This is a genomic window from Gilliamella apicola (assembly GCF_000599985.1).
Classification (GTDB): Bacteria; Pseudomonadota; Gammaproteobacteria; order Enterobacterales; family Orbaceae; genus Gilliamella; species Gilliamella apicola.
The window spans coordinates 567,261-591,960 of sequence record NZ_CP007445.1 but is presented as its reverse complement, the minus strand read 5'-3'; the positions used below and the strand labels follow the sequence as shown (position 1 = coordinate 591,960).

18 protein-coding genes and 4 tRNA genes are annotated in these 24,700 nt (G+C 34.0%); 12 read left to right on the top strand and 10 right to left on the bottom strand.

Annotated elements, in window-relative coordinates:
* Nucleotides 1-59 precede the first annotated feature (59 nt).
* From GAPWK_RS02780 to manD, 5 genes are all read right to left on the bottom strand, one after another.
* Nucleotides 60-743 (bottom strand): GntR family transcriptional regulator, encoded by a 684-nt coding sequence (locus GAPWK_RS02780; RefSeq protein WP_025314770.1) that lies wholly within the window; start codon nucleotides 741-743, stop codon nucleotides 60-62.
* A 183-nt stretch (nucleotides 744-926) separates the two neighbouring features.
* Complete coding sequence (locus GAPWK_RS02775) at nucleotides 927-2,408, bottom strand: mannitol dehydrogenase family protein (protein ID WP_025314769.1); 1,482 nt, start codon at nucleotides 2,406-2,408, stop codon at nucleotides 927-929.
* 15 nt (nucleotides 2,409-2,423) lie between these two features.
* Nucleotides 2,424-3,776 (bottom strand): MFS transporter, encoded by a 1,353-nt coding sequence (locus tag GAPWK_RS02770; protein WP_025314768.1) that lies wholly within the window; start codon nucleotides 3,774-3,776, stop codon nucleotides 2,424-2,426.
* A gap of 43 nt (nucleotides 3,777-3,819) precedes the next feature.
* Nucleotides 3,820-4,836 (bottom strand): Zn-dependent oxidoreductase, encoded by a 1,017-nt coding sequence (locus GAPWK_RS02765; RefSeq protein ID WP_025314767.1) that lies wholly within the window; start codon nucleotides 4,834-4,836, stop codon nucleotides 3,820-3,822.
* A 15-nt stretch (nucleotides 4,837-4,851) separates the two neighbouring features.
* A complete protein-coding gene (manD, locus tag GAPWK_RS02760; RefSeq protein ID WP_025314766.1) occupies nucleotides 4,852-6,066 on the bottom strand; it encodes a D-mannonate dehydratase ManD in 1,215 nt (404 codons plus the stop codon).
* Nucleotides 6,067-7,244: 1,178 nt separating this feature from the next.
* On the opposite strand from manD, the gene GAPWK_RS02755 reads away from it, so the two are divergent.
* A complete protein-coding gene (locus GAPWK_RS02755) occupies nucleotides 7,245-7,814 on the top strand; it encodes an anthranilate synthase component II (RefSeq protein ID WP_025314765.1) in 570 nt (189 codons plus the stop codon).
* Nucleotides 7,815-7,821: 7 nt separating this feature from the next.
* Nucleotides 7,822-9,561, top strand: a complete 1,740-nt coding sequence (pabB, locus tag GAPWK_RS02750) for an aminodeoxychorismate synthase component I (RefSeq protein WP_158413566.1) — start codon at nucleotides 7,822-7,824, stop codon at nucleotides 9,559-9,561.
* 52 nt (nucleotides 9,562-9,613) lie between these two features.
* Here pabB and GAPWK_RS02745 read toward each other — a convergent pair whose 3' ends face one another.
* The 3 genes from GAPWK_RS02745 to GAPWK_RS02735 are packed head-to-tail and all read right to left on the bottom strand — an operon-like array spanning nucleotide 9,614 to nucleotide 13,096.
* A complete protein-coding gene (locus tag GAPWK_RS02745; protein ID WP_025314763.1) occupies nucleotides 9,614-10,198 on the bottom strand; it encodes an ABC-type transport auxiliary lipoprotein family protein in 585 nt (194 codons plus the stop codon).
* Complete coding sequence (gene pqiB, locus GAPWK_RS02740; protein ID WP_038517066.1) at nucleotides 10,198-11,835, bottom strand: intermembrane transport protein PqiB; 1,638 nt, start codon at nucleotides 11,833-11,835, stop codon at nucleotides 10,198-10,200. The genes GAPWK_RS02745 and pqiB overlap by 1 nt, the downstream gene beginning before the upstream one ends.
* Before the next feature lie 7 nt (nucleotides 11,836-11,842).
* Entirely contained in the window at nucleotides 11,843-13,096 is a 1,254-nt protein-coding gene (locus GAPWK_RS02735; protein WP_025314761.1) for a PqiA/YebS family transporter subunit, read from the bottom strand.
* Nucleotides 13,097-13,643: 547 nt separating this feature from the next.
* Between GAPWK_RS02735 and recA the strand changes: the two genes are divergently transcribed.
* The 10 genes from recA to rarD all read left to right on the top strand — a co-directional run bounded on the left by recA (nucleotide 13,644) and on the right by rarD (nucleotide 21,318).
* Nucleotides 13,644-14,690 (top strand): recombinase RecA, encoded by a 1,047-nt coding sequence (recA, locus tag GAPWK_RS02730; RefSeq protein ID WP_025314760.1) that lies wholly within the window; start codon nucleotides 13,644-13,646, stop codon nucleotides 14,688-14,690.
* A complete protein-coding gene (locus GAPWK_RS02725; RefSeq protein ID WP_025314759.1) occupies nucleotides 14,690-15,190 on the top strand; it encodes a regulatory protein RecX in 501 nt (166 codons plus the stop codon). Before recA ends, GAPWK_RS02725 begins: the two co-directional genes overlap by 1 nt.
* A gap of 212 nt (nucleotides 15,191-15,402) precedes the next feature.
* On the top strand, nucleotides 15,403-18,036 hold the full coding sequence (gene alaS / locus GAPWK_RS02720) for an alanine--tRNA ligase (RefSeq protein WP_025314758.1): 2,634 nt from the start codon (nucleotides 15,403-15,405) through the stop codon (nucleotides 18,034-18,036).
* Nucleotides 18,037-18,188: 152 nt separating this feature from the next.
* A complete protein-coding gene (gene csrA, locus GAPWK_RS02715; protein WP_025314757.1) occupies nucleotides 18,189-18,389 on the top strand; it encodes a carbon storage regulator CsrA in 201 nt (66 codons plus the stop codon).
* Nucleotides 18,390-18,514: 125 nt separating this feature from the next.
* Nucleotides 18,515-18,607: transfer RNA gene (locus GAPWK_RS02710), tRNA-Ser, on the top strand.
* Nucleotides 18,608-18,626: 19 nt separating this feature from the next.
* Nucleotides 18,627-18,703: transfer RNA gene (locus GAPWK_RS02705), tRNA-Arg, on the top strand.
* Nucleotides 18,704-18,720: 17 nt separating this feature from the next.
* A tRNA-Arg gene (locus tag GAPWK_RS02700) sits at nucleotides 18,721-18,797 on the top strand.
* Nucleotides 18,798-18,816: 19 nt separating this feature from the next.
* A tRNA-Arg gene (locus GAPWK_RS02695) sits at nucleotides 18,817-18,893 on the top strand.
* 156 nt (nucleotides 18,894-19,049) lie between these two features.
* Complete coding sequence (gene serS, locus GAPWK_RS02690; protein WP_025314756.1) at nucleotides 19,050-20,342, top strand: serine--tRNA ligase; 1,293 nt, start codon at nucleotides 19,050-19,052, stop codon at nucleotides 20,340-20,342.
* 79 nt (nucleotides 20,343-20,421) lie between these two features.
* Nucleotides 20,422-21,318: an EamA family transporter RarD gene (gene rarD, locus GAPWK_RS02685; RefSeq protein WP_025314755.1), complete on the top strand. Its 897-nt coding sequence runs from the start codon at nucleotides 20,422-20,424 to the stop codon at nucleotides 21,316-21,318.
* Between the two features lie 48 nt (nucleotides 21,319-21,366).
* On the opposite strand, the gene pflA is transcribed toward rarD, so the two are convergent.
* Together pflA and pflB are read right to left on the bottom strand one after the other, a co-directional pair.
* On the bottom strand, nucleotides 21,367-22,143 hold the full coding sequence (pflA, locus tag GAPWK_RS02680) for a pyruvate formate lyase 1-activating protein (RefSeq protein WP_025314754.1): 777 nt from the start codon (nucleotides 22,141-22,143) through the stop codon (nucleotides 21,367-21,369).
* A gap of 257 nt (nucleotides 22,144-22,400) precedes the next feature.
* Nucleotides 22,401-24,683: a formate C-acetyltransferase gene (gene pflB, locus GAPWK_RS02675; protein WP_025314753.1), complete on the bottom strand. Its 2,283-nt coding sequence runs from the start codon at nucleotides 24,681-24,683 to the stop codon at nucleotides 22,401-22,403.
* Between the last annotated feature and the right edge of the window lie 17 nt (nucleotides 24,684-24,700).

Sequence of the window (24,700 nt, the reverse complement as noted above, 5' to 3'; positions counted from 1 at the left end):
ATCTATGAATCTACCAGTTAATAAATAGTCTGATTTTATAATCAAAAAATAAAGTAATATTAATCAACAAACCATTCATTTTTTTGCTGCGACACGATTGTTATAGTTTGTAGAATCGCCGACAAATGTTCGTGTAAAGCCTGTGCTGCAAGCTCTGGATCATGATTTTCCAATGCAATTAAGATTTTTTCATGTTGTTTAACTAGATCTTCTGGTGGTGAAACATCTTCTAATGTTAAATATCTTACTCTATCCATCATTGCTTTGATATTTTCGACTGTTTGCCATGCCATAGGACAATCAATTACATTCATGATTATTTGATGAAATTCGTCATCTTTTTCCAAAAAATAGCTTATGTCTTCACGTTCATTGGCCTGTTTTTGTTCCGCAAGATTTTTTTGTAACAGTAAAATGTCTGATTGGCTAATCTCTTTAGCTGCCCGCTTGATAATGGCACATTCAACTGCTTCACGAATAAATTGACCATCCACTACTTTTTTGATAGAAATTTTCGTTACAAATGTGCCACGTTGAGGAAGAATTTGCACAAGACCTGCTTCAGCTAGTTTAATGAATGCTTCACGAACAGGTTGGCGAGAAACATTGAATTGACTGGAAATTTCTTTTTCTGAAAGTAAAACACCCGGTAATACATAACAGGTAATGATAGCTTTTCTTAATGTACGATAAATTTGTTGATTAACAGGTTCAGAAATATTTAAGTCGATAGATTTAAACATATACCATCTTATGTAAAAGAATAAATAACTAAGAATAGTAGGTGATTTTTTTGTATAAGAAAAGTTTTTTTAATAAATATCCATAACAATAAAATAGGTTCTGTTTTATATTCAAACAGTTAAAAAAGTGTAACAATACTACTGATTATTACACTTTGGTTTTATTAATTATTGTTAGTTGTGTTAAAAAAGATGGACTAATTGTTCAACGGTCTGTTTAGCACCTTTATCTCTTAAAGATAAATAAGCGTTGGTAACTTGATCTATAAAATATTGATCGTTAGATAAATCAGTACCAAAAACATGCGTTAATGATAATAATGCTTTAACTCGCTCTTGATTATCTGGACTATTTGATACCAACTCTTTTAATTGCTCTGCGGATGGATCACTAACTTCAATATCCTTACCATTATCATCGATACCACTAACATATCGCATCCAAGCAGCAATACCTAACGCCAAACAATCAAATGGTGTATTATTGGCTAAATGATAACGGACTGAATCAAGCATTCGTTGTGGTAACTTTAATGTACCGTCCATTGCAATTTGCCAAGTACGATGTTTAAGACCTGTGTTACGATAGCGATCAAGCAACGAATCGGCATAAGCTGATAAATCGACACCTTTTACGCGTAAGGTTGTTGCTTGTTCTTGTAACATAAGGTGACGAGCTGCTTTCACATAATAAGGATCTTGCATACATTCATCTATGTGTAAATATCCAGCTAAATAGCCTAGATAGGCAAAAAAGGAGTGGCTACCGTTTAGCATGCGTAATTTCATTTCTTCATAAGGTAAAACATCATTGACTAATTCCGCACCAGCTTTTTGCCATTCTGGACGACCTGCGACAAAATTATCTTCAATTACCCATTGCTTGAATGGTTCTCCAGCAACACCGGCTGGATCCTCAATGCCACCCAATTGATTTTGTATTTTTGCCATTGTATCTGGCGTTACTGCAGGCACAATACGATCAACCATAGTAGATGGAAAGCTGACATTCTCTTCAATCCATTGGGATAAGTTTGCATCTCTTATTTTTGCTAAAGCCAAAACTACGTTACGTGTTACATGACCATTTTCTGGCATATTGTCACAAGACATTACTGAAAAGGGTTTTAAGCCTTTTTCTTTACGGATACGTAACGCCTCAACGATGACACCCGGCACACTTTTAGGATTAGTTGGATTATTAAGATCGTGTTGAATAAGTACATTATTGATATCAATTGATGCTGTTGCGGGTAAATAGCAATAACCTTTTTCGGTGACAGTTATTGAGATAATTGCAATTTCTGGACGCGTCATAACCTCTAGAATTTTTGCTATACCATCTGTATCTGCATGTAATGCTTCTTTGGCGACCCCCACTACTCGAGTAGACCAGTTATCATAAGACATCTCACAAACACTAAATAAATAATTTTGTTCTTTAAGATCAGCGATTTGTTTTTCACCACCAATTAAATTGACTTCACAATATCCCCAATCACTACCATGTTCGGTTGCTAAAATATCGGCAAATATAGCTTGATGAGCACGATGAAAAGCACCAAAACCAAGATGAACGATTTTAGTTTTAAGCTGATTTCTATCATAATTTGGTACAACTACCGCTTCAGGTAGTTGTGATAAAGTTTGATTTGATAATTTCATTATTTTTTCCATTTTTTATTTATCTGCTGCATCTTTTAAATCAGCTAAATTACGATCTTTTACCTCAGGCATTAAAATCGCAGAAACTAACCCAATGCATGAATAGATAATAATCATAACAACAATTGGCCACCAATCGTCAACCATATTACAGAAAATTCCCGCCAAAATTGGTCCAAATCCTACCGCAATAAGACCACCCGCTTCTTTAGATATCGCCATTTGAGTAAATCGATTACGCATGCCAAACATTTCTGCCATTGTGATGTTTTCTAAAGCAAATAGACCCAATACTGCAACGTTATGAATAACAATTAAACATAACATAATGGTATTTACTGAATGATTTTTATCAACAACAATGGATAACATTGGATAAGCAAGGATAATTGCAGATAGAGTCATAATGATATAAGGTATACGACGACCAATTTTATCTGATAACCAACCTAGGAAAGGAATGGTAAAGAACCCAATAATTGAACTTATCATTAAAGCATCAGTTGGTATGCTTTTTTCAAATAACAATGCTTGTACTAAGTAACCGGCTAAAAAAGTTTGAATTAAACCAGAATTCCCAGCTTGACCAAAACGTAAACCTGTTGCTAACCAAAAGGATTTACTTTTAAACATTTCAAATAGTGAAATATGTTTAATTGATGGTTTATTATTAATTGTTTTTGCTGTTGTATCATTTACATCATCAAATACAGGACTCTCTTTTAAATTCATTCTGAGCCAAATGGCAAAAATCATAACAATGACACTAGCAATAAATGGTACCCGCCAACCCCAAGATACTAGTTGATCTTTATCTAGAATAAAAAACATAATTGCCCAAATTGCTGTCGCACTTAAAGTTCCACAGTTGGTTCCCATAGCGACAAGTGAAGAGACAATTCCTCGTTTACCTTTTGGCGCATATTCAGCGAGCATAGTGCCAGCACCAGAAATTTCTGCGCCAGCACCTAATCCTTGAATAATACGCAAAACCACTAACATTAATGGAGCTAAAATACCGACTTGAGCATAGGTTGGTAAAAAACCTATCAATGTGGTACAAATTCCCATCATGGTGATAGTTATAAATAATACTTTCTTTCTACCAATTGCATCTCCCATGCGACCAAAGATAAAAGCGCCAACAATACGTGCAACGTATCCAGCGCCGTAAGTTCCCATCGCTAATATTAATGCCATAATGGCTGATTGTTCTGGGAAAAATATTTCATGAAATACAAGTGCTGCACCTAAAGAATATAATTGAAAATCCATAAATTCTAATGCGGTTCCAAGCCAACCAGAAACAGCAGCTTTAACTAGATCTGAAGTATTTCTTTCACTTTTATTATTTCCTATCTTATTCATATTTTACTCGCTCTCACTTATCGTTTAGTATGGAAAAATTCGCTTAACTAAAAGTTAATAAAACCTTACAACACTGTTTCTGATCTTTTTCGAAAGTTTGGATAGCCTGAACTACATCCGTATAATCAAATCGATGAGTAATCAGTTTTTTAGGATCAATTAATTTTTTGTTTAACCAATCAATAACGATTGGGAATTTATTAGCATTGAGTCGTGACGAGAAAATAGAAAGCTCTTTGCTGGTAATGCCTTGTTGTGTTATTTGGCATGGATCGCTTGAAAAGCCCATGATAAGAATTCTTGCTGCTGGCGATGCAATTGTAATTGCTTCTTGTAAAATTGAAGGATGACAAGCTGCATCAATGATTACTGTTGGTTTGATATTCAATTTATCTAATTCATCTTTTAAAGATAATGATGTGTTATTAATTGTCCGATCAGCACCACTACTTTTTGCCATAGCTAAACGCTCATCAATGCGATCGACAACAATAACTTCTTTAACGTTATACACACCTTTTAGGGCTTGCACTGAAGTTAATCCCATTGGGCCTGCGCCATAAATTAATGCAACATCATTTTGGGTCGGTTTTAGTTGTGCAGTTGCATTAGCCGCTATTGTGAAAGGCTCTATCATTACAGCAAATTCATCATCGATTTCATTTGGTATTACATAAGCATTTTTACTTGGTACAACTGCATATTGACTAAATCCGCCATCACGATGAACTCCTAATACAGTTAAAGATGAACAAACATTAGGGCGACCAACAGAACATGGATAACAACATCCACAGCTAATCACTGGATCGACAGAAACACGCTCACCAATTCTTGATTGATCGACACCCTCCCCAACAGCATCAATCACCCCAAAAAACTCATGTCCAATTACTCTTGGATATTTAGCGAAAGGATTATGACCGCGGTAAATATGACTATCTGAACCACAAATACCGGCTAATTTTACTTTTACTCTAACTTCACCTGATTTAGGTTGAGGAACTTCACGTTCCTCGATTACTAATTCATTAGGTTGTTTTATTGCAACACTTTTCATATAAACTCCTTTAACTTACCAATTCCACAAAGTGCCATCTTCTAAACGAGCAATTGGCAAATAAGCGGGGTTGTATGGATATTTAGCGGCTAGTTTTTCATCAAAATCGATACCTAAACCAGGTTTGTCACTAGGATGCATATAGCCATCATTGAAGGTCCAATTTGGGGAAAAGACTTCTAACATCTGCTCTGAATAACCCATAAATTCTTGAACACCAAAGTTAGGTACCCACATATCAAAATGTAGCGCTGCAGCATGACAAATTGGTGATAAATCAGAAGGTCCATGAGAACCAGTCCTGACTTGATAAAGTGCAGCAAAATCAGCAATACGACGCATGTGAGTGATACCACCAGCATGGGTTATTGTGGTTCGAATGTAATCGATAAGTTGTTCTTCAATTAGCTGTTTACAATCCCAAATGCTGTTAAATACTTCACCAACTGCAATTGGTGTTACAGTGTGTTGACGAATTAAACGGAAGCATTCTTGATTTTCAGCTGGTGTTGGATCTTCCATCCAAAAAAGACGATAATCTTCTATACTTTTACCAAAACGTGCAGCTTCAATTGGAGTTAAACGATGGTGCATATCATGTAATAAATGCTCGTTAAAACCGAATTTGTTTCTTACGGCTTCAAATAATTTTGGCGTAAAGTCTAAGTATTTATCCGTTGCCCAAAACTGCTCTTCAGGATAGTTGCCACGCGTAGCAGGTTCGTATGCAAGATTTTTCCCTTTACTCTGACCATATGTCGTTTTCATTCCCGGTATACCACATTGCACTCGAATTGCTTTGAAGCCCATCTCTTTATGTTTAGCATAATCATCTAATGCTTCTTCGATATCTTTACCAGTGGTATGGCAATACACCATTACGCCAGTACGTGAAGCACCACCTAATAATTGATAAAGCGGCATATTGGCAACTTTACCTTTTATATCCCATAACGCCATATCAATTGCCGATATCGCTGACATTGTCACTGGACCTCGACGCCAATAAGCTCCTTTATAAAAATATTGAAAAATATCTTCAATTTGATGAGGATCACGCCCAATAAGTTGAGGACAAAGATGATCTTTAAGATAAGAAGCTACTGATAATTCACGCCCATTAAGTGTTGCATCACCAATACCATAAATACCTTGATCTGTAGTTATTTTTAATGTGACGAAGTTTCGTCCAGGACTGCATACAAAAACTTCTGCTTTTACGATTTTCATTGATTACCTCATTAATAATTTGTGCAGCAACAAATTAATCGATCAAATGCTACCATACAAGTAGATTAGAATGGTTTTGTGAGAAAGATCACATTATGCAGGAAATATCGTATTGAAATGAGGTTTAGCAGATGTTTTAACAATAAATTGAATGGATGGAAGAATTATTAAATTAAATAGATAGTTATCATGAAGTTATTAAGTTAATTTTAAAAAAATTATCAAAATTAATATTGATATATTTTGTATAGATAAAAAAGTAGTATTGAATAAAGGTTATATTTATAACCTCCAGACTTTATGAATAAAAAAATTTACAATGAATAAGATGTATTTCCTCACAATGAAGTTGATTATCTCACCATAAATTTTAATATTTATGACAGCTAAGATTTTCAACAAATTAACGTGCCTGTTCTGAAACATAGTTTTTGAATCATTATTTTTATTAACTTTCTATTTCTTTTACCAAAATTGTCAATATTTGTTTATTTAACTTGAAGGTCAACGTATAAATTAATGTAATAAAAAATTAGCCAACTGTACTATTAACAAGATTTAACCTATGAGAATAAATCATATCAGGAATATATTCAGTATATATTTATGCACATATTTCCTCTTATAATTCTAATAATTCGGCATTAAAAAATGCTTTTTTAAAGTTGCTTGCATTTGTTGAAATGTTACTTTTTGTATTCTCGAATAAACAAGTCTGTGAAAAATTTAATTAATATTTCATTTCGGTGAGTTTAATAATTAACTCAAATAAGAGTTTATAAAACATCTATTTTGTTTTGTTATTTCTATTAAATAATAGTCTAATAGATTAAATTTAGGAAAAAGAATAATAAAACATATTACTATCGAGATACTTTTGTAGGTGTCATCACAAAAAGAAGTTATTTTTGTCAAAAAGTTTCAGGTTATGGGTACGTTTAAGTAAAAAAATAGGAATAAAGTAATATTAAGTTAGTAATCATCTCTTATTAGTACTTCTTGCTTGTATAATGGCATCAATAATAGCTGGATTTAAACTAAATCTAGCTTGATTAATCAAAACAATGAAATGAAATTTTTAATCATAATGTCGGCAATGGTGACTTGTCATTTATAATGATGATTTCCATAATCACCAAGTTGACAAAAAATTCTTTTTTTAATTAACGGAAGATATTTTGATACTATTAATAGATAACTATGATTCTTTTACGTTCAATATTTACGATTATTTATGCCGATTGGGTGCAAAAGTCCAAGTGATAAAAAATGATGAAATGACCATTGAACAAATAAAAGAGCTAACTTTTTCTAAAATAATTATTTCACCTGGTCCGGGAACGCCCGATAATGCTGGAATATCACTAACAGTGATTGCCGAATTTGCCAATTGTTGTCCAATATTAGGTATCTGTTTGGGTCATCAAACAATTGCACAGTATTATGGTTATTCCATTTGCAAAGCACCTATGCCTATGCACGGTAAAATCGATGAAATTATTCATGATGGTCAAGGATTATTTAGAGGCATTAAAAACCCTCTTTCTGTAGTTCGCTATCACTCTTTAATTGCTGACGATAATTTATCTCAAACAAAGTCACCTCTCATAGTTACCGCTCGTAACAAACAAGGATTAATTATGGGATTACGACATAAAACATTACCCATTGAATCCGTGCAATTTCATCCAGAAGCAATTAAAACAGAATCAGGTTTACAAATGATTCATAATTTTATTTATGAGTAATATTAATATGAAAGTTTATATTGATTTTGAAGGTCAACAGAAATGTTTTTCTGATCCTATTACGATTTTGAGATCCAACGATTACACTACGGTTAAACAACAATTAGATGCAATCGAAATGTTCATACAGCAAGGTTTCTATGCGGTTGGTTATCTTGCTTATGAAAGTGCAATGGGATTTAATCAAGCAAATAAAACCAAGAATATCCAAAAATCAGACAATACGCTACCTGTACTACTATTTGGTATTTATCAAGATTATTCAATAGTTGAATCATTAACAAAAAGCGATTACAAACCTTGTCATTTCGATTTAAAATGTGACACTTCAATTGAAGAATATAACCAAAAAATTGACTATATTCGTAGGCAGATTGAATCGGGAAATACATATCAAACCAACTACACGATTCAATTTAGTGCACCATTTAATGATAATGCCTATGATTATTACAAATTTTTACAAGAAAATAACCAAGCGAATTATTGTGCTTATCTTGAATTTGAAAATTATCAGATTTTATCGATTTCTCCTGAACTATTTTTTAAGTTAGATAATCAAACAATCACAACAAAACCGATGAAAGGAACTGCCGCTCGAGGTTTAAATATTTACCATGATAATCAACAGTTAGAGACATTATTTTCTGAGAAAAATCAGGCTGAAAATATGATGATTGTTGATTTACTACGTAATGATTTAAGCCGAATTGCTAAAGCTGGCTCGGTCGTTGTCCCAAAATTATTTTCTGCCGAGAAATACCCTACCCTTTGGCAGTTAACCTCAACCATTCAAGCCGAGTTGGCTGAAAAGGTTAGTTTATATCAAATTTTTCAAGCATTGTTTCCTTGTGGTTCAATTACTGGAGCGCCTAAAACAAGCACAATGCAAATCATTGCAGACACTGAAAATTCACCTAGAGGTGTATATTGTGGGACCATAGGTTACATTACTCCCTATATGAAAACTGCAATATTTAATATACCCATTCGTACATTAACAATTCACAATCAGCAGATGCATTATGGTGTTGGAGGTGGGATAACTTGGGATTCAACATCGCACGATGAATATAGTGAAATCTTAGCAAAAACCGCTATATTAAACCGCACAGCAAGGTTCCCCCAATATCTTATTGAATCATTACTGTTAGAAAAAGGGCGATTTTTACTACTTAATGAACATTTAACTAGACTTGCCGATTCGGCTTACTATTTTGATTTTAAATGTGACATTAACTCTATCAAGCTGCAATTGATTAAATTAGCCGATGAAGAATGTGAAAGTATTTATAAAGTCAGAGTGTTACTACAACAAGATGGTCGATATGATATTAGTAAAGACATTATTAGCACACCAATGAAAATCAATGAAATCACACTTGCACCACAATGTGTGAATAATAAAAATATCTATTTATATCACAAAACATCAAACCGTGAACATTTTCCGCAACTAACGATAGGTAAAGAATATATTAATTTTAATCAACACAATGAAATAACTGAATTTGTTAACGGTAATCTTGTGCTGTTAATTAATAATCAATGGGTTACACCTAAAATTAAATCGGGATTATTGGCTGGTACTATGCGACAATTTTATTTGGATCAAAAACAAATAATTGAAAAAACAATTTTAATCGATGAATTATTAAAGGCTGATAAAATTGCTTTTATTAATAGTGTTCGCAAATGGGTTGAAATTGATGATAAGGTATTTGATCGGTTCAAGCAGATGTTGTGATCTACTATTATTGAAACATTCCGCCAGAATGGTGGCGGAATGTTTTATTAATTTAATATTTTATAGAATTAGCAAAATCTTGCTCTTCTTCTTGCCATCCTTTTGACAACGCTTTAACTAAAGCATCATAACCATTTCTGGCTAATGGAATATGTCGTTCAAATGGTTTTGTTTCGATATGGTTTTTATTGTTTGTAACAATCCAACGTCCCTTTATAATCGCATCGCCATTGTATCCACCATGAAAACCATCAATAAAAAGTTTAACGGTTAATGTTGGAGTTGCTAGCGACTTACTCGAAATCAAATAATCTGGCAGTAACAAACTTAAATCTTGTACTAATCGTTCTTCAAGCTGTTGAGAAAGCGTCGAAACCCATAGATTATTTATAGCTGTAACATATTTGATATCTTCTGTTTGCAAAACAATACCAGATTTATTTAAAAAACTGGCGACATCAATGGAATCGATCTTTAGAAAACGATTAGTTGATTTCATTGTTTTTGGTGTTTGAACAGGCAAATTACTAGCTAATTGGAAATAACTTTTATCTTGCGTGTTCGCTGAACAGCCAACGAGTAACATTAATGCAGTTCCACAAAATGTTATAAGGAAATTTCGCATCATTTTATTCATTACTTTTTACCTTTCGCTTTCGGTTCTTGGTCTTTCTTATTTGGAGCAGAGAAAATCAATGCATTACTTTTATCATTGAGTGTATTAAGTAATGGTGTTAATTCATCCATCATTTGTTGAACTTTTTGTAGACTTTCATTCATTTGCTTATTAAGTTCTGAACCTGGTTGTATGCCTTTCATGGTTTCGTTTAACGTTCTTAGAGTTTCTTGTAGATCTTTAGGTATGTTTTGCATTTCATTACTTGCCATAATTTGATTTAATGAATTCATTAAGCGCTGAGTTGAAGCTAACGATTTATTAAATTCCGTCATAGTATTATTCAATGGTAAATTATTGAAATTGTCTAATAACTGCATCACCTTGGCCTGAATCTGTGCAATACCTGTTGATGTTGTTTCTATTGTGTTATAACCATATAGAGTGCTTAATTTGGCGTTATATTTATTTTTTAATTCAGGATAAAAATCAAGATCAATATAAAGCGCACCTGTAAACATATTTGAAGTTTTTAACGAGGCTCTTAAACCATTTTTTTGTTCATCCATAATTAAGGTAGCAATATCGATCTTTTCATCAACCAACTCAGATAAGCGATCTGGCTCAATCCTAATTAATACAGGTACTTTTTGATTTAAAATAAATGTTTTATTTAACATTTCAGCTGTATAGAATGGTACTTTAGATACCGTACCTAGGCGAATACCATGATATTCAACAGGTGCACCTTCAACCAACCCAGATATGGATTCAGAAAGCATAATCAGAAATTCTTTATATTCTGTATATTGAGAATCTTGAATTGATTTTTTATCTTCATATAATTTATATACGGCATGTTGCTCAGCTGGTGCGCCTAACTTTGAGCCATCAGGTAAATCAAAACTAATACCACCCGACATTAATACATCTAAAGAAGGCACGTTCAGACTTGCACCAGATGAAGAAAGTGATAAATCAATACCTCCTTCTTTCCAAAAACGAACATTTTGAGTGACTAAAGCATCATAAGGTTTGGTAATAAAAATTTGATATTTCATTTTTCGTGAATCAACATCAAATTCTGAAGTCTCAACATTACCAACACGATAACCATGAAACATCACGGACGCTCCACGCGGAATTACACCATTTTGATCACTTTCAAGATTGACTCGAATGCCTTTAATACTTGGATCGGATAATGGTGGGTTATCTGATAGTATAAATGGATTATTTTTGAAGCTATGTGTATCGTTTCCTGATGCTAACTCTATATAAACCCCTGATAAAATAGTACCTAAGCCTGTTACACCATCTCGGCCAATTTCTGGTTTGACAACCCAAAAAATAGAGTCATTTTTAAGAAGTGGTTCCATATCATTATAGATTCGACCTTTAATAACTACTTTTTCAAAATCTTTTGATAAAGTCACTTCATCAACAATACCGATATCAACACTGCGATTTTTAATAACTGTTTTCCCTGCAACAATACCACTTGCATCTTTCGCAAGTAAGGTAAAAGGAGTTCCTCTATCAGCAAAATGAGAATAGATGATCCAAAGACCAACAATTGCAGTAACTATCGGAATAATCCATATTGCCGATATAGCTCTAATTTTGATGATTTTCGCTAATTTACTTGATGTTGCCATAGTGTTCCTATTTATTATAACTTTTAACTGTAGAGCGATCCCAAATTAAACGCGGATCAAATTTTTGCGATGCAATCATAGTGATAATCACAACAGTTGCGAAAAATGTAACGCCTATATCAGGATAAACTCCCATCATTTGTTGATTTCTAACTAGTGAACAGACAACTGATACAACAAATATATCAATCATTGACCATTTACCAATAAATTCAACAGCACCATATAATTTCTTCATTTTTAGGCAATCATGTTTATTTTTTCTTTTCACTGCTATTGCAAAATAGCAAAGCCAACTTAATGAAATTATTTTCAAAATTGGAATAACTATGCTAGCAATAAAAATAACTAATGCCACAGGTACATCTCCCGCCTGCCACATATAAATAACACCATCCATAATTGTCGAAGTTGATGGTGAACCAAAAACGACTGTTATCATAATCCCAAATACATTTGCAGGAATATAAATAATTAGTGAAGTAACTAACAGTGCTATCGTCCACTGTATTTTGTCGCGATTTCTCACGACACTTTTTTGTTTACATCTTGGGCATTTGACATAAGCTATTGGCATCATGGCATGGCAACAACCGCACAACTTCAAATTTTGGCTAATTGCCGTTTTACCTACTTTTAAAGGTGTTTGAGCAAAATTATTGGTATGAATTTCTTCCCAAATTGTTTCTGGTGAAAAAATAACTTGGGCCTTTATATAAAAAAATACAAATAAACAAAATGCCCAAAAGGTACTTGTGACACCTATACTGCCATAACTCATTAATTTTACAAAGCTAACTAAAATGCCAGTTATAAATATTTCAGGCATACACCAATGTTTAAATTTTTCATAAATAATTAACAAATCCCTTTTACGATATTTTGATATTGTAAGCTTTGAACAAAGCAGACTAATAATTAATAAATTTATTATAGGAAAAATTAAAACAAATAAAATAAAAAGCGCTGAAATATAACTATATTTATCAAAGAAAAGAGTTTTGGGTATATCTAAAACACTTACACCATTAAAATTACCGACTAGGCGAATATCAATAAAAATAAAACCACAAGCAACAATAATCATAATCAGTGAACAAACAGCATACATTGCGGCTCGAAATTTCATATTAACGCTTTTTTTGGCTAAGATTGTATTACAACGAGGACATATAGCTTTATGCCCTATTGTTATATCGGCTAATTCTATGACCAAATCGCAGTGCGAGCATAAAACATATTGTTGTTTATCAACAGTCATTATTTCCCTTTAATTAGATAATTATTTTAAGTGTAAAGATGTTTCAGATTAGCATAACGTTTAAGTAAAAAATTAATAAATCACTTTTACTCAATTACAAGTGGGATAACTACTTTTAATATACAACAATGACTAAAACTTCTTCTTTGCTAATCATATCAAATGACATTTTTTTATGAAAGTATTACCTACTCAAATTAGCATAATTTGATTACTTAGATTTAAGTATTTTAGTTGGTTAAGCGATATTTTCATGACCTAAATTTAAAATCTCATCTCAAATATAAAATACATAAAATCTCATAATAACCTTATACAAAGTTATACCTTTATTGAATCTATTATTGGTTTAAATTTAACCTTGAATATTATTGTTTCGTCACCATTTATGACAATCAAATAGATTATAGCCAGTAATATTTTAAAAAAAATTGTGAAGTATTTCTCATTATTAACTAAATGATTATTGGATATAAAAAAAACTTGATACTGTATAACAATACAGTATAATATATACCAATAAACTAACTCATTGGAATTTTATAATATGAACGAAAACAAACAACGTGCACTTTCAGCAGCATTAAGTCAAATAGAAAAACAATTTGGTAAAGGTTCTATTATGCGTTTAGGGGATACCCAAACGTTAGATGTTGATTCTGTCTCTACCGGATCTTTAGGACTCGATATTGCATTAGGTATTGGCGGCTTACCAATGGGGCGAATCGTTGAAATTTTTGGACCAGAATCATCTGGTAAAACAACATTAACTTTATCAGTTATTGCCCAAGCACAAAAAGAAGGTAAAACATGCGCATTTATTGATGCAGAACATGCTTTAGATCCAATTTATGCGGCTAAACTAGGTGTACAAGTTGATGATTTATTAGTTTCTCAACCTGATACTGGCGAACAAGCGCTTGAAATTTGTGATGCCTTAGTTCGTTCTGGTGCAGTTGATGTTATTATTGTTGACTCAGTGGCAGCATTAACACCTAAAGCAGAAATTGAAGGTGAAATGGGCGATTCTCATATGGGATTACAAGCTCGCTTAATGTCACAAGCTTTACGTAAATTAACCGCAAATATCAAAAATGCTAACTGCTTAGTGGTATTTATCAACCAAATTCGTATGAAAATTGGTGTAATGTTTGGTAATCCAGAAACAACTACTGGTGGTAATGCACTTAAATTCTATGCATCTGTTCGTTTAGATATTCGACGAATTGGTGCCGTGAAGGAAGGTGAAGATGTCATTGGTAGTGATACTCGTGTAAAAGTAGTTAAAAATAAAGTTGCTGCGCCATTTAGACAAGCTGAATTCCAAATTCTTTACGGTTGTGGTATTTCTAAAGAAGGTGAATTGATTGATCTAGGTGTCAAACATAAATTAGTTGATAAAGCAGGTGCTTGGTATAGCTACAATGGCGAAAAAGTTGGTCAAGGCAAAGCAAATTCAATCAAATTTTTACAAGAACATCCAGAAATAGCCAAAGAGCTTGAAACAAAACTACGTGATTTATTATTAAATAGCCCTGCCGTTTTTGCTGCGGATGACGTAGATACTACATCAGAAGATGAAAGCTTTGAATAATGGACAAAAAAATCAATAAATTAATCTTAAATAAAGCTGTGCAATTACTTGCACAGCGCGATCATTCATCCTACGAACTAACGAATAAAATTATCCAATTTTTTACAAAAAAAATAAAATGTTCAGAGGATGAATACTATGAGCAATTAAATCAACTTAAAATAGAAACCGCTGATGTCATTCAATATTGTACTAATCAGAATTGGATGAACGACACACAATATATTGAAAAATATATTGTTATGAGAGCTAATAAAGGTTATGGAAGATATAAAATTGCTATGGAATTAAAACAACGCGGTCTACCGACTGACTTAACCAATAAACTTTTGTGTATGTTAGATATAAATTGGTCGTATAATGCCCATAAGCAATTATTAAAAAAATTTAAACAGATTAATGCTAAAAATATTTTGGAAAAACAGAGAATAGTACAATTTTTGATTACCCGAGGTTATACTCAAGACGATATAAAAGATGTGTATAACTTATTGACTTAAATTTTGATAATATCTAAAATGTACGAGAACTAAATTATTCATTACCCATTAGTTAAGCTCACTAAATCAATTTATTTTTCCTTTTATTTGCATTTAATATTAGCTAGATCAACCGTATTATAAAGAATATTTTACTTTTCTTTACTTTTCAACTTTAGTTGTAACAGGTATATTACTATGTTTAAAAATTTATCGTTTATATGGAAGCCTAAATGAAAAGCACTGCAGAAATTCGTCAAACTTTTCTTGACTTTTTCAATAGCAAAGGACATGAAATTGTAGCAAGTAGTTCCCTTGTTCCTCATAATGATCCAACGCTATTATTTACTAACGCTGGAATGAATCAGTTCAAGGATGTATTTCTAGGGATAGAAAAGCGTCCTTATACCAGAGCAACAACTGCACAACGTTGTGTTCGCGCTGGTGGTAAACACAATGATTTGGATAATGTAGGTTATACTGCTCGACATCATACTTTTTTTGAAATGTTAGGAAACTTTAGCTTTGGTGACTATTTTAAACATGATGCGATTCATTTTGCTTGGGAATTATTAACTAGTAAAGAATGGTTTAATCTACCTAAAGATAAATTAACTGTCACTGTTTATGAAACAGATGATGAAGCATACGAAATTTGGGAAAAAGAAATTGGTATACCTAAAGAGCGTATCGTGCGTATTGGTGACAACAAAGGTGCACCTTATGCTTCAGATAACTTCTGGCAAATGGGTGATACAGGACCATGTGGACCGTGTACAGAAATTTTTTATGATCATGGTGATCATATTTGGGGAGGACCTCCAGGCAGCGCAGAAGAAGATGGTGACCGATTCATTGAAATTTGGAACATTGTCTTTATGCAGTTTAATCGTCATCCTGATGGCACAATGGAACCATTACCTAAGCCATCAGTCGATACGGGTATGGGCTTAGAAAGAATTGCAGCTGTTTTACAACATGTTAATTCCAATTATGAAATTGATTTATTTAAGAAACTAATTCATGATGCAGCACAAATCATTCAAACGAAAGATTTAGAAAGCAAATCTTTACGTGTTATTGCTGACCATATTCGTTCTTGTGCATTTTTAATTTCTGATGGGGTATTACCTTCTAATGAAGGTCGTGGCTATGTTTTACGTCGAATTATTCGACGAGCTGTGCGTCATGGGCATATGTTAGGTGCTAAAGGGATATTCTTCTACAAATTAGTTAAACCTCTCATTGATGTAATGGGAAGTGCAGCGGTTGAATTAGCGAAAAATCAAAAAATAGTTGAAGATGCACTTAAAATTGAAGAAGAGCAATTCTTAAAAACATTAGAGCGAGGATTGTTTTTACTCGATCAAGAATTGGTTAAAATCACCGATTCGGTATTACCTGGCGATGTTGCATTTAAACTTTACGATACGTTTGGTTTTCCATTAGATTTAACCGCAGACGTATGTCGCGAAAAAAATATCACCATTGATGAAGATGGATTTAATCAATGCATGGAAGAACAACGTAAACGTGCTCGTGAATCAAGTACTTTTAGTGTTGACTATAGCAATGTGATTAAACTTGATGATAAAACCGAATTTTTAGGTTATCAAGCTACCGAAGCATCAGGGGAAGTAATTGCCATTTTCCAAAATGGTCAAAAAGTAGAAAATGTCAATGCTGGTGATGAAGCTATTATCATCTTAGATAAGACGCCATTTTATGGAGAATCTGGCGGACAAATTGGTGATAAAGGTATATTAACTTCTGCAAACGCCGAATTTACTGTTTTAGATAGCCAAAAATATGGCAAAAGCATTGGTCATATCGGTACCCTTGTTAAAGGATCTCTTAAAGTTGGTGATTTAGTAACAGCAGCAATTGATGTCGAGTTAAGAGAACGTATTAGACGTAATCATTCAGCAACTCATTTATTACAAGCTGCATTACAACAAATTTTAGGCAACCATGTTCATCAAAAAGGTTCTTTAGTGAATGATAGCTATCTTCGTTTTGATTTTTCGCATAATCAAAGCATCACACAAGAACAAATTGTTGAAATCGAAAATCTAGTTAACAGGCAAATTCGTTACAATTTACCTGTTGACGTTGAACTAATGCCAATAGATGAAGCTAGAAATAAAGGGGCAATGGCACTATTTGGTGAAAAATATGAAGAGATTGTTCGTGTTCTAACTATGGGCGATTTCTCAATTGAATTATGTGGTGGTACTCATGTAGATAGAACGGGCGATATAGGTTTATTTAAAATAATATCTGAATCAAGCATTGCTTCTGGAGTTCGCCGTATCGAGGCAACCTCTGGGCAAAATGCGATGGATTTTATACACCATGAAGCAAATTTATTAAACCAAATTGCACAATTGGTTAAAAGCGACAAATCAGCAGTTTTAGTTCGTGTAGAGCAGTTGCTCGAACAAACTAAACTACTTGAAAAAAACATCGAGCAATTAAAGGCGCAAAAAGCTAGCCAACAAAGCGCACAATTAATTAATCAATGTGAAAAAATCAATAATAAAAATTTACTAATTGCTAAACTTGATAATGTCGAGGCAAAAGTATTACGTACTATGATTGATGATCTTAAAAATCAATTAAAAACAGGCGTAATTATTTTGGCTGCTGTTAATGGTGACAAAATCAATTTAGCCGCTGGCGTAACAAATGATTTAATCAATATTGTCAAAGCTGGCGAATTAGTTTCCCAATTAGCATTAAAAGTAGGTGGTAAAGGCGGTGGGCGGCCTGATTTCGCCCAAGCAGGTGGAATGGATCTCTCAGCATTACCAGAAGCATTGTCTTCAATGAAAAAGGAAATCAGTAATAAATTACAAGCAAGTTAGCCAGATTTATTCCAGTATTGATTGATAATATATTTATTAATTAACTATTTGAATATTTCTGTAAAATTCCGTCTTTCTGTCTTATCGATGGGGGGCTGACGAAGCTATATCTTAAAATTGTGATGTATACTTAACTGATATTAGGAGATCTAATGTTAATTTTAACTAGGAGAGTAGGTGAAACACTAATTATTGGTGATGATGTTGTTATTACTATTCTTGGCGTGAAAGGTAATCAAGTCAGAATCGGTATTAATGCACCTAAAGAAGTCTCAATTCATCGAGAAGAGATATACAATAGAATTCATCAATCTCAGAACAAAAATGATGAATTACCTGAACCCAAAGAGTAATATTGGGCATGAAATAAACAACTAGCACGCGTAAGCAAAAAAATGTTTGACTTATTTTTTGTAAAACGTAATATGTGCGCCACGACATTATGATTTTGTTGTTCAAGCAAAGTCATAATGTTTTTGGTGAGATGGCCGAGAGGCTGAAGGCGCTCCCCTGCTAAGGGAGTATGCGGTCAAAAGCTGCATCGAGGGTTCGAATCCCTCTCTCACCGCCATTTTAAAAAATTAAAATATGCATCCGTAGCTCAGCTGGATAGAGTACCCGGCTACGAACCGGGCGGTCAGGGGTTCGAATCCCTTCGGATGCACCATTTTAATAATTCAAAACGCATCCGTAGCTCAGCTGGATAGAGTACCCGGCTACGAACCGGGCGGTCAGGGGTTCGAATCCCTTCGGATGCACCATTTTTTTACGAACTTACACGCATCCGTAGCTCAGCTGGATAGAGCACTCGGCTTCGAACCGAGCGGTCAGGGGTTCGAATCCCTTCGGGTGCACCATTATGGTTGAATCCCGATATAATTCTAGTATACTAAGCTCACAAAATTTAATATCTATAATCAATCTACTTTTTGATTTATATGTTTTGTTAACTATATTAGAATAATGGTTAAAGTAGAAAGATATTTCCTTATTAATGAGAATGGACGTTATTTATGTTGGATCCGAATTTACTCCGAAATGAATTAAATGTTGTCGCTAAAAACTTAGCTCGTCGTGGATTTAAATTAGATGTTGATACTATTAGTCAACTAGAAGAAAAACGCAAAGTACTGCAAGTTGAAACTGAAAGCTTACAAGCACAGCGTAATGCTCGTTCTAAAGCTATTGGTGAAGCTAAGGCTCGAGGCGAAGACATTACAGCCGTACGCGAAGAAGTTAATAAACTCGGTGAAAAACTAAATAATGCTAAAGCTGAGCTTGAAATCTTATTGACTAAAATTAAAGATATTACCTCTACTATTCCGAATATTCCTGATGACTCTGTACCTGATGGTAAAGACGAAAACGACAATGTCGAAGTTTCTCGCTTTGGAACTCCAAGAACATTTGACTTTCCAATCCAAGATCATGTTGCATTAGGTGAACGTTTTGGAGGACTAGACTTTGCTGCAGGTGTAAAACTTACTGGTGCACGTTTTGTTGTTATGAAGTCACAGATAGCCCGCCTACATCGTGCTATCACACAATTTATGTTAGACCTTCACACAGAGCAGCATGGTTATGCTGAAATTTATGTGCCCTATCTTGTCAATCAGGCCACTTTATTCGGTACAGGACAGTTACCTAAATTTGCAAGTGACTTATTTCACACAAAACCACTAGATGAAGAATCAGAAAGCAGTAATTACGCTCTTATTCCAACTGCTGAAGTACCAGTAACCAATTTAGTTCGTGACGAGATTCTTGATGAAAGCGCGTTACCTTTGAAAATGACTGCACATACTCCATGTTTCCGTTCTGAAGCGGGTTCTTACGGTAAAGATACTCGTGGTTTAATACGTATGCATCAATTTGACAAAGTAGAACTGGTGCAAATTGTTAAACCAGAAGAATCCATGAAAGCTTTAGAAGAGCTAACCGCACATGCAGAAAAAGTATTACAATTACTAGAATTACCTTATCGTAAAATTGTATTATGTGCAGGTGATATGGGCTTTGGTTCATGTAAAACATATGATCTTGAAGTATGGGTACCGGCTCAAAATACTTACCGTGAAATCTCTTCTTGCTCTAATATGTGGGATTTCCAAGCACGCCGTATGCAAGCGCGTTATCGCAATAAAGCTGATAATAAAACTTATTTAGTACATACGTTAAATGGCTCTGGTTTAGCTGTAGGGCGCACGTTAGTTGCAATTATGGAAAACTATCAGCAAGCTGATGGAACAATTAGGATTCCATCAGTATTAGTACCTTATATGAATGGTGTTGAGGTAATTGGATAAATAAAATTTGTCCCACTTCATTACATATAGATAATAGCGCTAATCACTAGCGCTATTTTTTATTAACAAAGGTGAAAGAATGATAAAGGGTGTTGCGCTTTCAATATTTGCATCATGTCTTTTTGGTTTACTATATTACTACCCTGTTCTATTACAACCACTATCAGTTGTTGATATTTTTTGTTGGCGATTATTAACCTCCTTTCCCGCAATAATTATACTAATTATTGTCGAAAAACAGTGGTCAGCTATTATCAATTTATTTATGCGAATTAAACAACAGCCACTGATTTTAATTGGTCTAATATTTTCTTCATTTCTATTGACCATCCAAATGTTAATTTTTATTTGGGCACCGATCAATAGACATGGATTATCAGCTTCATTAGGCTACTTTTTACTGCCATTAACGATGGTCGTTTTCGGGCAAATATTTTATAAAGAAAAGCTAAGTATTTTCCAAAAAATAGCAGTCGTGCTCGCCAGCATAGGTGTTGTTTTGGAAATTTATATAACTGGCGCGTTTTCGTGGGAAACAGCCGTTATTGCATTGGGTTACCCAATTTACTTTATGACACGCCGTAAATTGCAAATAGAGGGCATTTCAGGGACATTTTCCGATTTCTTTTTTATCTTTGTAGGCTGCCTTATTTATTTTATTTTACACTACTCTTTTAATCAGGTTATAAGTGACCTATCTCACTTTCATATTTTTATTCCAATGCTCGGTATCATTACTGCCATTGCTTTTGCCATGTATTTTGTTGCGAGACGGTTATTACCACTTAGTTTATTTGGATTACTGGGATACGTAGAGCCAGTACTGCTAACTCTTGTTTCGGTGTTATTTTTGCATGAATCGGTATCTAAAGAGCACATCGTTCCATATGGGCTTATTTGGTTATCCGTTTGTGTTTTGGCTTTAGAAGGTGGCATTTATCTATTACGTGCGGTAAAGCGCAAAAAATTAAAATAAATACAAATAAGGCACCATTATAGGTGCCTATTAAGTGTCGATAGCTTATTACTTACTGAATGTTACTGGTTGACCATAACTTTCTATAATCGCTTGGATTCTATCAAGTGTTTCACGAGGAGGCGCTTCTACTCCTTGTAATTTGTATTCATCCCCCATGGTATCCCATTTATAAGCGCCCATCTTATGATAAGGAAGTAGTTCCACTCTTTCAATATTATCCATACCTTCAATAAAGTTACCCAGTAAATGTGCTGAGTCGTCGTCGTCCGTCCATCCAGGAACCACTACGTAGCGGATCCAAGTCCGTTTATTAATTTTTTGTAGATGTTTGGCAAATTCAAGAACACGTTTATTAGGTACTCCGACAAGTTTTTGATGGATTTCATCATTGACTTGTTTCAAGTCAAGCATCACTAAGTCTGTGACTTCTAAAAGATCATCAACCGTTTGGTCTAACTGTCTAGCATAACCATTAGTATCTAAACACGTACTGATACCTTCTTCATGGCAGGCTTTAAACCATTCAGTGATAAATTCAGATTGTAAGGTAGCTTCGCCACCTGATGCTGTAACACCACCGCCATTAGGCATGATAAAACTTTTATAAGAAACAATTTCTTTCATCAGTTCTTCAACAGTGACTTCTCGCCCAGCTTTTAAATCCCAAGTGTCACGATTATGGCAGTACAAACAGCGCATTAAACAGCCTTGAAAAAAAACAATGAAGCGAATTCCAGGACCATCTACAGTACCAAAGGATTCAAAAGAATGAATACGACCTTTTATAGGTAGTTTCGTTGTCATAATAATGTTTTGTTCCATAAATATTCTCTAATAATTACTCACATTGCTTTTTGCTTTATATTTTAATTCTTATTCTAACTCAGATAATACATTGCATACACCAATTGCATTAATTGATATGTTTTGTTTTTGACTAAATTATACAAAAAACAAACATATTTAATAATGCTTGCTGTACTACGATTTTGTTAACTTTAAAACAGCTATTTTTGCTACTTAATAAAAAAATAGCGCCTTAAAGGCGCTATTTAAGTTTAGTTTTTCAGTTAACCAAATTACATTGATTGAGTGAAAGTACGTGTAATAACGTCTTTTTGTTGCTCTTTAGTTAATGAATTGAAACGCACTGCATATCCAGAAACACGAATTGTTAATTGTGGATATTTTTCAGGGTGTTCCATCGCATCTAATAATGTTTCACGGTTTAATACGTTAACATTTAAATGCTGACCACCTTCAACAGTAGCTTCATGATGGAAATAACCATCCATTAAACCTGCTAGGTTACGTTTACGTGCATCATCATCTTTACCTAATGCATTTGGAACGATAGAGAAAGTATATGAAATACCATCTTTAGCGTAAGCAAACGGAAGTTTAGCAACAGATGTTAATGAAGCAACCGCACCTTTTTGGTCACGTCCGTGCATTGGGTTAGCACCAGGTCCGAATGGAGCACCAGCGCGACGACCATCTGGAGTATTACCAGTTTTCTTACCATATACAACGTTTGAAGTAATGGTTAATACTGATTGAGTAGGAATTGCATTACGATAAGTTTTAAGTTTTTGAATTTTCTTCATGAAACGTTCAACTAAATCAACAGCAATATCATCTACACGAGGATCATTGTTACCGAATTGTGGATATTCACCTTCGATTTCAAAATCAGTTGCTAAACCATCTTCATCACGAATCGTTTTCACTTTCGCATATTTAATTGCAGATAATGAGTCAGCAGCAACAGATAAACCAGCAATACCACAAGCCATAGTACGAATAATATCACGGTCATGTAACGCCATTAATGATGCTTCATAGCTGTATTTATCGTGCATGTAGTGAATAGCATTTAAAGCTGTCACGTATTGTTTTGCTAACCAATCCATAAAGTGATCTAAACGAGCGAACACTTTGTCAAAATCAAGATATTCGTCAGTGATTGGATCTTCTTTAGGGCCAACTTGCATTTTTAATTTTTCATCCACACCGCCATTGATTGCGTATAGAAGAGTTTTTGCAAGGTTAGCACGAGCACCGAAGAATTGCATTTGTTTACCAACAATCATTGGACTTACACAACATGCAATTGCATAGTCATCATTGTTAAAATCTGGACGCATTAAATCATCATTTTCATATTGTAATGATGAAGTATCAATTGATACTTTAGATGCAAATTCTTTAAATCCACTTGGTAAGTGTTCTGACCAAAGGATAGTCATATTTGGTTCTGGTGATGGACCCATTGTATATAAAGTATTTAAGAAACGGAAAGAAGTCTTAGTTACTAATGTACGACCATCAACACCCATACCTGCGATAGATTCAGTTGCCCAAATTGGATCGCCTGAGAATAATTCATCATATTCAGGTGTACGTAAGAAACGAACCATACGTAATTTCATTACGAAATGGTCAACAATTTCTTGTGCTTCTTGCTCAGTGATTAAACCTGCTTCTAAATCACGTTGGAAGTAAATATCAAAGAAAGTCGAAGTACGACCTAATGACATTGCTGCACCATTTTGAGATTTAACCGCAGCTAAGTAACCAAAATAGGTCCATTGAACAGCTTCTTGTGCTGTTGTTGCTGGAGCTGAAATATCAAAACCATATTTTGCAGCCATTTCTTTAATTTGACCAAGCGCACGATGTTGCTCAGCAATTTCTTCACGACGTTGCATGGTCATTGGTAAATCAACGCCATTTTCAAAATCAGCTTGTAATGAAGTGAATTGAGCAAATTTATCTTGCATTAAGTAATCAATACCGTAAAGTGCTACACGACGGTAATCACCAATGATACGTCCACGACCGTACGCATCAGGAAGACCCGTAATAACACCTGATTTACGACAACGAAGGATATCTGGAGTATAAATATCAAACACACCTTGGTTGTGAGTTTTACGGTATTCAGTAAAGATTTTTTTGACTAATGGATCTAAAGTTCTATTGTAAGCTTTACAAGAGTTTTCAATCATCTTGATACCACCAAACGGGATAATAGCTCGTTTTAATGGTTTTTCAGTTTGTAAACCGACAATCTTCTCTAAATCCTTTTCAATATAACCCGCATCATGAGCAGTGATAGTAGAGATTACACTTGTATCAAAATCAACTGGTGTATGAGTGGAGTTTTCAAATTTGATGCCTTCCATCACTTTGTCCCACAATTTAGTGGTAGCATCGGTAGCGCCAGCTAAGAAAGATTCATCACCCTCATAAGGTGTGTAATTTGTTTGAATGAAATCACGAACATTGACATTATTTTGCCAATCACCTTCTTTAAATCCTTTCCAAGCCTTTGCTTGTACTTCGTTTAAATTACTCATAATTATTAACCTCAGGT